Origin of the sequence: Sphingobium sp. V4, from assembly GCF_029590555.1 — a bacterium.
Taxonomy (GTDB): domain Bacteria; phylum Pseudomonadota; class Alphaproteobacteria; order Sphingomonadales; family Sphingomonadaceae; genus Sphingobium.
This window is the reverse complement of the sequence record NZ_CP081001.1, coordinates 1,599,117-1,610,725: the sequence shown is the minus strand read 5'-3', so window position 1 is coordinate 1,610,725 and position 11,609 is coordinate 1,599,117. Positions and strand designations below refer to the sequence as shown.

The 11,609-nt window shown below is 65.9% G+C and carries 11 protein-coding genes; 3 read left to right on the top strand and 8 right to left on the bottom strand.

Features of this window, described 5'->3' with window-relative positions:
* Positions 1 to 22: 22 nt before the first annotated feature.
* Together chrA and K3M67_RS08120 are read right to left on the bottom strand one after the other, a co-directional pair.
* On the bottom strand, positions 23 to 1,327 hold the full coding sequence (gene chrA, locus K3M67_RS08125) for a chromate efflux transporter (protein ID WP_285831238.1): 1,305 nt from the start codon (positions 1,325 to 1,327) through the stop codon (positions 23 to 25).
* A 124-nt stretch (positions 1,328 to 1,451) separates the two neighbouring features.
* On the bottom strand, positions 1,452 to 1,841 hold the full coding sequence (locus tag K3M67_RS08120) for a winged helix-turn-helix transcriptional regulator (RefSeq protein ID WP_066859145.1): 390 nt from the start codon (positions 1,839 to 1,841) through the stop codon (positions 1,452 to 1,454).
* 104 nt (positions 1,842 to 1,945) lie between these two features.
* On the opposite strand from K3M67_RS08120, the gene K3M67_RS08115 reads away from it, so the two are divergent.
* The gene (locus tag K3M67_RS08115) at positions 1,946 to 2,557 is read left to right on the top strand and encodes an NAD(P)-dependent oxidoreductase (protein WP_285831237.1); all 612 of its coding nucleotides are present in this window, start codon (positions 1,946 to 1,948) and stop codon (positions 2,555 to 2,557) included.
* Positions 2,558 to 2,760: 203 nt separating this feature from the next.
* Here K3M67_RS08115 and yghU read toward each other — a convergent pair whose 3' ends face one another.
* Positions 2,761 to 3,630, bottom strand: a complete 870-nt coding sequence (gene yghU / locus K3M67_RS08110) for a glutathione-dependent disulfide-bond oxidoreductase (protein WP_285831236.1) — start codon at positions 3,628 to 3,630, stop codon at positions 2,761 to 2,763.
* Positions 3,631 to 3,717: 87 nt separating this feature from the next.
* Positions 3,718 to 4,152 carry a universal stress protein gene (locus K3M67_RS08105; protein WP_285831235.1) on the bottom strand — a complete coding sequence of 145 codons (435 nt, stop codon included), beginning with the start codon at positions 4,150 to 4,152 and terminating at the stop codon, positions 3,718 to 3,720.
* Between the two features lie 378 nt (positions 4,153 to 4,530).
* Between K3M67_RS08105 and groES the strand changes: the two genes are divergently transcribed.
* Positions 4,531 to 4,818 (top strand): co-chaperone GroES, encoded by a 288-nt coding sequence (gene groES / locus K3M67_RS08100; protein ID WP_066859148.1) that lies wholly within the window; start codon positions 4,531 to 4,533, stop codon positions 4,816 to 4,818.
* Positions 4,819 to 4,946: 128 nt separating this feature from the next.
* Positions 4,947 to 6,590 carry a chaperonin GroEL gene (gene groL / locus K3M67_RS08095; RefSeq protein ID WP_066859149.1) on the top strand — a complete coding sequence of 548 codons (1,644 nt, stop codon included), beginning with the start codon at positions 4,947 to 4,949 and terminating at the stop codon, positions 6,588 to 6,590.
* A 222-nt stretch (positions 6,591 to 6,812) separates the two neighbouring features.
* Here groL and K3M67_RS08090 read toward each other — a convergent pair whose 3' ends face one another.
* The 4 genes from K3M67_RS08090 to K3M67_RS08075 all read right to left on the bottom strand — a co-directional run bounded on the left by K3M67_RS08090 (position 6,813) and on the right by K3M67_RS08075 (position 11,528).
* The gene (locus K3M67_RS08090; RefSeq protein WP_066859150.1) at positions 6,813 to 7,526 is read right to left on the bottom strand and encodes a GNAT family N-acetyltransferase; all 714 of its coding nucleotides are present in this window, start codon (positions 7,524 to 7,526) and stop codon (positions 6,813 to 6,815) included.
* A gap of 61 nt (positions 7,527 to 7,587) precedes the next feature.
* Positions 7,588 to 8,274, bottom strand: a complete 687-nt coding sequence (locus K3M67_RS08085; protein ID WP_066859151.1) for a L,D-transpeptidase family protein — start codon at positions 8,272 to 8,274, stop codon at positions 7,588 to 7,590.
* A 52-nt stretch (positions 8,275 to 8,326) separates the two neighbouring features.
* The gene (locus K3M67_RS08080) at positions 8,327 to 10,594 is read right to left on the bottom strand and encodes an NADP-dependent malic enzyme (RefSeq protein ID WP_066859152.1); all 2,268 of its coding nucleotides are present in this window, start codon (positions 10,592 to 10,594) and stop codon (positions 8,327 to 8,329) included.
* A gap of 10 nt (positions 10,595 to 10,604) precedes the next feature.
* Complete coding sequence (locus K3M67_RS08075; RefSeq protein WP_066859153.1) at positions 10,605 to 11,528, bottom strand: LysR family transcriptional regulator; 924 nt, start codon at positions 11,526 to 11,528, stop codon at positions 10,605 to 10,607.
* Between the last annotated feature and the right edge of the window lie 81 nt (positions 11,529 to 11,609).

Sequence of the window (11,609 nt, the reverse complement as noted above, 5' to 3'; positions counted from 1 at the left end):
GTTGCAATATGTTCGTGCGTGGTCAGAGCGGGTAGGACAGCGCCAGCCCCGCCACCGCCGCCACCGCAAGCGTGGTCATCACGCCCTGCTTAAACCGGAAGATCATCACCGCCGCGCCCATGGCGATCAGGGCGATGCGCCAGTCCAGGCTCGCCGGATCGGGCAGCAGCAGCGTCATCCCCGCCGCCCGTATCGTCTCAAGCCGCGTGAACAGCACATGCAGCGCGAACCACAGGGTCAGGTTCGCGATCACGCCCACGACCGCCGCCGTCAGAGCGGCCAGCGCGCCTTGCAACCGCGGCGCATGTTCCAGCCGCTCCATCCACGGCGCGAAGCTGAAAATCCACAGGAAACAGGGCGCGAACGTGACCCAGAGCGTGACCAGTCCACCCAATATCCCGGCGATCAGCGGCGAAAATGGCTCGGGCGCGCGGAAGGCGCCCAGGAAGCCGACGAACTGCGTCACCAGGATCAGTGGCCCCGGCGTGGTTTCGGCGAGGCCGAGGCCATCGGTCATCTCGCCTGCCGACAGCCAGTGCATCTGTTGCACCGCCTCCTGCGCCATATAGGCCAGCACCGCATAGGCGCCGCCAAAGGTGACGACCGCCAGTTGCGAGAAGAAGGCGCCGATCCTCCACAGCACATGGTCCGGCCCCAGCAGCAGCAGGATCGCGGCCATCGGCGCGGCCCAGATCAGCAGCCAGAGCAGGATGGTCCGCGCCGTCTGCGCCCAGGGCCGGGGCCCCGCCGGCGCACTTTCCGGCGCCGCGCCGTGCGCCTTCAGCCATGCCGGTCGCCACCGCGCCAGCACGAAGCCCAGCGCGCCCGCGCCCAGCACGACGATCGGAAAGGGCAGGGCGAAGAAGAACAGCGCCAGGAAGGCGGCGACCGCCAGCACCCGCTTGAAACCGGTGTCGAGCGCCCGCCGGCCGATGCGGATCAACGCCTGAGTCACGATCGCCAGCACCGCCGCCTTGATCCCTAGGAACAGCGCCGCCACCGGCTTCAGGTCGGCGGCATAGCCGTAGAGGATCGCCAGCCCCATCATCACCGCCGCGCCGGGCAGCACGAACAGCAACCCGGCCGCCAGCCCGCCCTTCGTCCCATGCAGCCGCCATCCGATCCAGGTCGCCAGCTGTTGCGCTTCCGGTCCCGGCAGCAGGTGGCAGACATTGAGTGCGCGCAGGAACGGACCTTCCTCCACCCAGCGCCGCTCCTCCACCAGTTCGCGATGCATCAGCGCGATCTGACCCGCCGGCCCGCCGAAGCTCAGAAAGCCGATCTTGCCGAAAACATGGACAAGGTCCGAAAAACTTGGATGCGACACGCACGTTCCCCCTGGGCGACAACGCCCTTTTCGCCGCAATGCTTGGGCGGGGAACGCCTGAACGGGGGATTGCCTTGCCCCGTGCGCCGATCATGGCGGCGCGTCGTGGCGGGATCAAGCGGATTCAGGCCGCCAGCGCCCCCTCTCCGTCATGCGCCCGCCGTGACGCCATGATGGCGCCCACATGGGCCTCGGCCCAGCGGGTGATCTGGTCCAATATGCCGATCAGCCCGCCGGCCAGCGGCGTCAACGCATATTCCACCGTCACCGGCACGGTGGGGAAGGCGGCCCGGCTGACCAACCCGTCGCGCTCCAGGCTTTTCAGCGTCTGCGACAGCATCTTCTGCGAGATTGCGCCGATCCGCCGCCGCAGATCGTTGAACCGCACCGGCCCGTCTTTCAGGCTCAGCAGCACCAGCACCGCCCATTTGTCGCCGATCCTGTCGAGGATCTGGCGCGTCGGACAGTCGGGATCATAGGCGTCGCCCACGCGAAGCGGCTGGGGATCGGTCATGTCGGTATCCTTGGCGTAACCAGGTGACGGCAAAGTGCCTTCTTGTCGCCCTGATAGCCTGATCGCTATCTGGTTTCCATCAGTAACCATACAGGATATCAGCCATGAAGGTAGCGATCATCGGCGGCAGCGGCCGTGCGGGCCGGGAAATCAGCACGGAACTGGCGCGGCGCGGGCATCGGGTGACCGCCCTTTCGCGCCATCCCGAAAACGCCGTCGAGGCCGAAGGCGTCACCGCGATCGCGGGCGACGTCAATCATCCCGCCGCGCTCGCCGAAGCGATTCGCGGCCATGACGTGGTGGTCAGCGCGGTGATGTTCTCCGACACCGATCCCGCTTCGCTGGTCGGCGTGGTGCGGGCAGCGGGCGTGCCGCGCTATCTGGCGGTCGGTGGCGCCGGCAGCCTGGAGGTGGCGCCGGGCGTCGCGCTCATCACCACCCCGGACTTCCCCGATGCCTACCGGGCCGAAGCCGGCAAGGGCGCGGCCTTTCTAGACTATCTGCGCGGGGTGGACGACATCGACTGGACCTTCCTCTCGCCCTCGGCCTATTTCTTCGTCGGCGACCGCACCGGACATTTTCGCCTCGGTCGGGACGAACTGCTGGTCGACGCCGACGGCAACAGCAGCATCTCCTATGCCGACTATGCCATCGCCATGGCGGACGAAATCGAGACGCCCCGGCACAGCCGCGCGCGGTTCACTGTGGGCTATTGAGGGCGGCGTAGCTAGGCGACGTTCCGGTTTTCCGACTCCCGTTCGCCCTGAGCTTGTCGAAGGGCTTCACTTCTTCTTCCAGACGCAAGGCTTGAAAGAGAAAATGGGACTTCGACAGGCTCAGCGCCAACGGATGTGGATGTGTCCAAAAATGGCCGCTCCAAGTCCTCACCTGAAGCGACCCTCCGCCAGATGCGCAACGCTTACTGCGCCCCCTCCAGCTTGTCCTGGGTCTTAGTCTCGAAATCGCCGGCGTCATGGCGTTCGCGCAGTTGTTCCTCCAGCGGCCCGTTCGCCTTGTTGACCATGCGGCCGCGCTTCACCGCCGGGCGGGCGTCGATCTGCTCGGCCCAGCGCAGCACATTGCCGTAGCTCCGCGCGTCCAGGAACTCTGCCGCTTCATAGGCCCGGTTCAGCACCAACCCGCCATACCAGGGCCAGATGGCGATGTCGGCGATCGAATATTCGCTCCCGGCCATATACGCATTCTCCGCCAGATGGCGGTCGAGTACGTCCAGTTGCCGCTTCACCTCCATCGCATAGCGGTTGATCGGATATTCGTATTTTTCGGGCGCATAGGCGAAGAAATGGCCAAAGCCGCCCCCCAGCAGCGGCGCGCTGCCCATCTGCCAGAACAGCCAGCTCAGCGCCGCGGTGCGCCCGGCCGGGTCGGTCGGCAGGAACCTGCCGAACTTCTCGGCCAGATAGAGCAGGATCGCGCCGGATTCGAACACGCGCTGGGGCGGGGACGTGCTATGGTCCATCAACGCCGGGATCTTGCTGTTGGGATTGACCTCGACAAAGCCGCTAGAAAACTGGTCGCCCTCGCCGATGCGGATCAGCCAGGCGTCATATTCCGCCGCGGTGATACCCGCCTCCAGCAATTCCTCCAGCAGGATCGTCACCTTCTGCCCGTTGGGTGTGGCGAGCGAATAGAGCTGGAAGGGATGCTTGCCCACCGGCAGCGCCTTGTCATGGGTCGGCCCGGCGATCGGGCGATTGATATTGGCGAAGGCGCCGCCACTCTCCTTGTCCCAGGTCCAGACTTTGGGCGGGGTATAGCTGTCGGTCATGCGGGCGTGGCTCCGAAATTGCGTTCTCGCCCGCAGGTAGGAAGCGGCCTTGCCGCCCGCAACCGAGTGTCGCCCGCCGCCGCGTGATTATTTCTCGCCGACCCGCACCACCAGAACGCTGATCGGCGACTGGTGGACGATGGCCGACGCATTGGAGCCGAGCAGGCGGGACACGAGCGAGGGCTGGTGCGAGGCGAGGATGATAAGGTCGGCCTTGCAGCTTTCCGCCTCGTTCAGCACTTCGTCGCGCACCCGCCCGCGATGGGTGACGAACCGGGTCCGCGCCGGATCGAGTCGCGTCTCATCCGCCCATGCCTTCATGTGGGCACGCGCTTCAGCGCCCTCGCGTTCGTCGAAATCGCTGGCGAGCAGGGCGGAATAGCGGGTCGGCAGATGATGGCGCACATAGAGGATGTGGACCAGCCCCTGTGCTCCGGCAACCTCCGCCGCGCTGGCCATGGCGGCGTGGGCCAGCGCCGGATTGTCGATGTCCACGGCCACAAGGATCGTCGCGTAGCTCATTATCCTCTCCCGCCGAATGCCGGCCTTACGGGCGTCTTGCACGCTGCCGCGCCCTGTCTGCGATGATACTCCAGATCGGGGGAATCCGGAACAGCCGCAATATCCGCCCATCCCGTCGCGGACCTCGTGACCCGCGTCGCGCGCGGAGCTATGGAGCGCGGCGAACGGCCACAGACAGGGGTGGAAAATTTTTCTGCGATTCCACCCTTGACCCGAGAAACGACTTTTCCATATTCACGCCGCTAGCACTCTTCATCAGGGAGTGCTAACAACGAAGAGTTCATCGGGAGAAGGAAGGGTGAAAAAGGCATTTCGGGGCATGAACCCGGCGTCCTTCTCGCCCATCTGATCCCAAGACGCTAGGGAAAGGCAATCAACATGGCATTTCGTCCGTTGCACGACCGTGTTCTCGTCCGCCGCGTGGAAGCGGAAGAGAAGACCGCCGGTGGCATCATCATCCCCGACACCGCCAAGGAAAAGCCGCAGGAAGGCGAAATCGTCTCCGTCGGCACCGGCAGCAAGGCCGAAGACGGCAAGGTGACGCCGCTGGACGTCAAGGCTGGCGATCGCGTGTTGTTCGGCAAATGGTCGGGCACCGAAGTCAAGGTCGATGGCGAAGACCTGCTCATCATGAAGGAATCGGACATTCTCGGTATTGTTGGCTAACGCCAGCGGACTTGGCCTCATTGGCTAAGCTGCGAACCGGGCAGAAATCTGATTTTTTCGCGGAATTCCGACACCTGCAACGGTGTGAACTTCGCATATTTTGCAATTCTCAAAGAAGGTGAAAGATCATGGCAGCGAAGGACGTAAAGTTTTCGCGTGACGCTCGTGAGCGCATCCTGCGCGGCGTCGACATCCTGGCCGACGCGGTCAAGGTGACGCTCGGCCCCAAGGGCCGCAACGTCGTCATCGACAAGAGCTTCGGCGCGCCCCGCATCACCAAGGACGGTGTTTCGGTCGCCAAGGAAATCGAACTGAAGGACAAGTTCGAGAATATGGGCGCCCAGATGGTCCGCGAAGTCGCTTCGAAGACCAACGACATCGCTGGTGACGGCACCACCACCGCGACCGTTCTCGCCCAGGCGATCGTGCGCGAAGGCATGAAGTCGGTTGCCGCCGGCATGAACCCGATGGACCTGAAGCGCGGCATCGACCTCGCCGTCACCAAGGTCGTCGATGACATCAAGTCGCGCTCGAAGCCGGTTTCGGGTTCGAACGAAGTCGCCCAGGTCGGCATCATCTCGGCCAATGGCGACCGTGAAGTCGGCGAGAAGATCGCCGAAGCCATGGAAAAGGTCGGCAAGGAAGGCGTCATCACCGTCGAAGAGGCCAAGGGTCTCGAATTCGAGCTGGACGTCGTCGAAGGTATGCAGTTCGACCGCGGCTATCTGTCGCCCTACTTCATCACCAACCCGGAAAAGATGGCGGTCGAGCTTGCTGACCCGTACATCCTGATCCACGAGAAGAAGCTGTCGAACCTCCAGTCGATCCTGCCGATCCTCGAAGCCGTGGTGCAGTCGGGTCGTCCGCTGCTCATCATCGCGGAAGACATTGAAGGCGAAGCGCTGGCGACCCTGGTCGTCAACAAGCTGCGCGGCGGCCTGAAGGTCGCGGCAGTTAAGGCGCCCGGCTTCGGCGACCGTCGCAAGGCCATGCTGGAAGACATCGCCGTCCTCACCAAGGGCGAAGTCATCTCCGAAGACCTCGGCATCAAGCTCGAAAACGTCACGCTCGCGATGCTCGGCACCGCCAAGCGCGTCACCATCGACAAGGACAACACCGTCATTGTCGACGGCGCTGGCGACCATGAGTCGATCAAGGGCCGCACCGAGCAGATCCGTGCGCAGATCGAAGTCACGACTTCGGACTATGACCGCGAGAAGCTCCAGGAGCGTCTGGCGAAGCTGGCTGGCGGCGTAGCCGTCATCAAGGTTGGCGGCGCGACCGAAGTCGAAGTCAAGGAGCGCAAGGACCGCGTCGACGACGCTCTCCACGCGACCCGCGCGGCTGTCGAGGAAGGCATCGTCCCCGGCGGCGGTACGGCCCTGCTGTACGCCACCAAGGCTCTGGAAGGCCTCAAGGGCTCGAACGACGACCAGACCCGCGGCATCGACATCGTCCGCAAGTCGCTGACCTCGCTGGTGCGCCAGATCGCCGCCAACGCCGGTCAGGACGGCGCTGTCGTGTCGGGCAAGCTGCTGGATCAGGACGACACCTCGTTCGGCTTCAACGCTGCGACCGACACCTATGAAAACCTGGTCGCCGCTGGCGTCATCGACCCGACCAAGGTCGTGCGTACCGCGCTCCAGAACGCTGCCTCGGTTGCCGGTCTGCTGATCACCACCGAAGCCTCGATCGCCGAGCTGCCGGAAGACAAGTCGTCGGCCCCGGCGATGCCGGGCGGCATGGGCGGCATGGGCGGCATGGACTTCTGACGCGAAGCGTCACCCCAGCGCAGGCTGGGGTCTCATGCCCCATGGGATAAGAACGAGGCCGGCGGAGCGATCCGCCGGCCTCTTTCGTGCGTGAGTGCGGCAGGCCGTGTTTGAGGCCCATCAACCCCTGTCCCTTGAGGGAGAGGGATGCGCAGGCTTCTCAGCTTGCTGCCTGGCCGAAGCCGGGTGAGGGGGGATGTGCTGGCATCCGGCCGCTCGCTCTCAGTTCGCGGGCGGGTGCGTCACGACCATCATCGGCAGCTGCGCGCGCACCTCGAAGCCCAGGGTCCGGTAAAGCGCGATCGTCCGGTCATGCGCGGCATAGGCATGAAGGAAGGGCGTTTCGCCACGATCCAGCATCGCCTGCATCACCACCCGCATCAGGGCGCCGGCCAGGCCGCGTCCGCGCCAGTCGGGATGGGTGCAGACCCCGCTGACTTCGGTGAAGCCCGGCATCCGCATCCGTTCGCCGGCCATCGCGACCAGCCGGCCGCCCTCCCGCACGCCGATGAAGCGGCCGAGGCGGTGGGTGAGGGGGCGAAAGGGGCCGGGCTTGGTCAGCAGCGCCAGCTCCAGCATGGTCGACGCATCCTCCTCGCCCAGCACGACCCAGTCGGGCAGGGTGGTGGTCGCGGCGGTCACGCGCGGCGCGACCATCTGCGCCAGCAGCGCGGTCCGCGCGACATGGATGTCCGGCGGCGCCGTCGCCGCTGCGTCCCGGCCGACCAGCCATAATTCGCCGTCCGCCGGGATCAGCGGGCGCAGGGCCGCGAGTTCCTGGCCTGCCGTCGCGGCAAAGGGCCCGTGTTCCGTGTGCAGGCGCATCGCCAGCGCGTCGCCTTCCGCCAGCGCGGACCAGCCGGACCTCAGGCTGTGCCAGACCGGATGGTCGAGCGGGTGGCCGGGCGCGGCAGGATCGGAGGCAGGGGAGGTCATCGTGCGACTCGTCGGGCCGGAGGAAAGGGACGGGCAGATGCACCGCTTCGGCCTCTTGACGTCAACCGCCAATCTGCGCCTTGCTCACGTCCAGCATCTTGCCATTGGTGATGACGACGATGTCGCCCAGTTTCGTCACGCCGAACAGCTTTTTCGCGAACGCGACCGGCACGCCGATGCAGCCATGAGTGCCGCGCCCATATTCGACGTCGCTGCCGTGGATGAAGACGCCGTCGCTGGTCAGCCGCTGCGCATAGGGCATGGGCGCGTCATAGAGGTTGGACACATGGTCGGCGTCCTTTTGCGTGATCGGGAAGGCGCCCTGTGGGCTTGGCTTGTCGGTCGCGCCATAGAGGATGACCGCCGCCCCGATCTCGTAGCCGGCGCGGAACACCGACAGCGTTTCGGCCTTCAGGTCCACGGTGATGACCACCGGCCCTGTGGCCGGTGCGCCTTTCTCGTCCCAGACATAGTCGCCATGGCGGAACGGGCCGTCGATCCGCAGCACGCGCTTCACCGCCAGCGCGCGGGGATCGACGTGCATCGGCTGGTCGCTGCGCCGTTCGGCAGGCTTGGTCGGAGGGGGGGCTGGCGCGGTTTTCTCGGCGGCGAGTTCAGCCGGGGTTGCATCGCTTGCCGCCGGCCGGTCGATCCACTGCATCGTCAGCAGCGCGCCACCGCCCAGCAGCAGCGCGACCGCCAGCTTGGGCGCCAGCCTGGCCACAACGCTTTTCAACAAACCCGCCATTACGTTCCTCATGCCTCCGTTCAGGCGGCAGCGTAGCGGCGAAAGGTTAAGTTCAGCCTTCCCGCGCCACTTCCGCCGCCGCGATCGCGGTCAGGTTCAGGATGCCGCGCGACGTTACGCCGGGCGTCAGCACATGGATCGGCTTCGTCAGGCCCATCAGCATCGGCCCGACCGTGGGCGAGCTGGAGGCGGCCGACAGGGCGGTCAGCGTGATGTTCGCCGCGTCCAGATTGGGCATGACCAGCAGGTTGGCCGGTCCCTCGAAGCGGGAATCGGGGATCAACCGCTCGCGCAACGCCTGGCTCAGGGCCGCATCGGCATGCATCTCGCCATCCACCGCCAGTTCCGGCGCAGCCTCGCGGACCAGCTTCAGCGCCCGGCGCATCTTGCGCGCGCTGTCGGTGTGCGATGCGCCAAAATTGGAATGCGACAGCAATGCCGCGCGCGGCGCAAGGCCGAAATGCTGCAATTCGGCCGAAGCCGCCAGCGTCATTTCCGCGATCTGCTCGGGCGTCGGGTCCGGCACCATATGGGTGTCGGTGATGAAGAGCGCGCCCGCGTCCAGGATCAGTCCCGACAATGCGTAAACGCGGCTGTGGCCGGGCACCCGGTCGATGATCCGCAGCACATGTTCGACCTGGCCCCAATATTCGGATCGGCCGCCGACCAGCGCGGCATCGACCCGCCCGGTGCGCAGCAGCAGGGCGGCGGTGATGGTCGGGCGGCGGTAAACATGGCGCAAAATCTCGTCGGCCGGCACGCCACGGCGCGAAGCGACCGCGCGATAGGCCTCGACCAGTTCGCCCATCACCAGATGATCGGTTTCGGGATCGATCACCTCGACATCATTGTCGAGGTCGAGGTTCAGCCCCATTTCCGGCAGCTTCTGCGCCAGAATGCGGCGGCGCGCGATGATGGTCGGACGGACGATGCCTTCGTCCAGCGCGTCGCGTATCGCGCGCAATACGCGTTCATCCTCCCCCTCGCCATAGGCGATGCGGCAGGCGCTGCCGCGCGCCGCCTCGAACACGGGCAGCATCAACTGGCCCGATCGGGTGCTCTGGCGCGCCAGGCTGCGCTTATATTCGTCCAGGTCCAGCGTCTTCTTCGCGACGCCGCTGTCCATCGCCGCCTTGGCGACCGCGACGGCGATCTCGCCGATCAGGCGCGGATCAAAGGGGGTCGGGATGATATAGTCTGCGCCGAACACCAGCTTGCGACCGCCATAGGCCTGCGCCACGCTGTCATGAGCGGGCTTGCGGGCGAGGCCGGCGATGGCGTCGGCGGCGGCGACCTTCATCGCCTCGTTGATCTGCGTCGCGCCGACGTCCAGCGCGCCGCGGAAGATATAGGGGAAGCACAGGACGTTGTTGACCTGGTTGGGATAGTCGGACCGGCCGGTGGCGATGATCGCGTCCGGGCGCACTTCGCGGGCAGCCTCCGGGCGGATTTCCGGCTCCGGGTTGGCCAGTGCGAAGATCAGCGGGTTGGGCGCCATCAGCGGCAGCCATTCGGGCTTCAGTACGCCCGGCGCGGACAGACCCAGAAACAGGTTCGCGCCCGGGAGCACGTCGGGCAGGGTGCGCGCATTGGTGGTGCGGGCATAGCGCGCCATGTTGGGCAACATGCCCTCGCGGCCAGCATGGATGACGCCGTCCTTGTCGGTCATGGTGACATTCTCGACCGGCAGGCCCATCGATACCAGCAGGTCGACGCAGGCGAGCGCAGCGGCACCCGCGCCAGACGTCACCAGCTTCGCGTCGGCCAGCGTCTTGCCCTGCAACACCAGTGCGTTGCGCACGGCGGCGGCCACGACGATGGCGGTGCCATGCTGGTCGTCATGAAAGACCGGAATATTCATCCGTTCCTTCAGCCGCGCCTCGATCGCGAAACATTCGGGCGCCTTGATGTCTTCCAGGTTGATCCCGCCGAAGGTCGGCTCCAGCAGCGCGACGGCCTCGACGAACTTGTCGGGGTCGGTGGTATCGACCTCGATGTCGAACACGTCGATATCCGCGAATTTCTTGAAGAGGACGGCCTTGCCCTCCATCACCGGCTTGGACGCCAGCGCGCCGATCGCGCCCAGGCCGAGCACTGCCGTGCCGTTGGAGATGACGGCGACCAGGTTGCCGCGCGCGGTATAGTCCATCGCCTTGTCGGGATCGGCGGCGATCTCGACGCAGGGCGCGGCGACGCCGGGCGAATAGGCCAGCGCCAGGTCGCGCTGGTTGACCATGCGCTTGGTCGGCTCGATGCGGAGCTTACCGGGCTGCGGATAGCGGTGATAGTCGAGGGCGGCGCGGCGGGTGTTATCGTCCATGCGATGCGCCTTAATGACTGCGTTTCGCTAGGGCAACCGCCGATAGCTCCCAGGGTGGCGTCGGGGCATATAGTCCGACAAGAAATTCGACGAAGGCCGTGATGGCGCGGGGCGGATTGGCCTGCGGCAGCGTCACCGCGAACAGGCCTACATCGCTCGACCCCTCATAAGCCGGCAATATCTGCCGCACGGCGCATCGAGCCAGCGCGTCGCTGATGTCCCAGAGCGATCGCAGCGCGATGCCGCCGCCGGCCAGCGCGAGTTCGCGCACCAGTTCGCTGCTGTTGGTGCGGACATGGCTGCGTCCCTCGACGGGGACCGGCCCCTTCGGCCCGACGAGCCGCCAGGGCATCTGGCCTTCCGCTGCCAGCAGGCGATGCTCCTTCAGGTCCGCGATCGTCTCCGGCACGCCGAACCGCTCCAGATAGGCGGGCGCGGCGCACAGGATGCGCCGGTTGGTCGCCAGCCTTTTCGCTGTCAGCCCCGGCCCCGGATCGGCGGTGATGCGGATGGCGAGGTCCGCGCGGCTTTCGATCAGGTCGGCGAAATCGTCCGACAGGTCGATGCTGAGTTCAACCTTGGGATGCGCGTCGATGAAGCGCTGGAGGTAGGGGGCGAGATGCATCCGCCCGAAGGAGGTCGGCGCCGTGATGCGCAGCGGCCCGCTCGCCACCGCCGACGCGCCCGACACCCGCCGCTCGGCCTCTTCCAGCGCCGCCAATATGCCACGCAGGTCGGTATGGAGCCGCTCGCCCGCCGGCGTCAGCGCCAGCCGCCGCGTGGTGCGATGGACGAGCTTCGCGCCCAGCCGCTCCTCCAGCCGCGCCAGCCGCTTGGACATCATGGCTGGCGATATATGCAGCCGCCGCCCGGCTGCGGCCAGCCCGCCCTCGTCCACTATGCTCACGAACAATTCATGGTCGGGATCCATCATATTCGTTCACCATAGGAATGACTGTATTCGCATAATAGCGTCTACACGACATAATAGGAATCGCGTAAACACTTTCCAGCA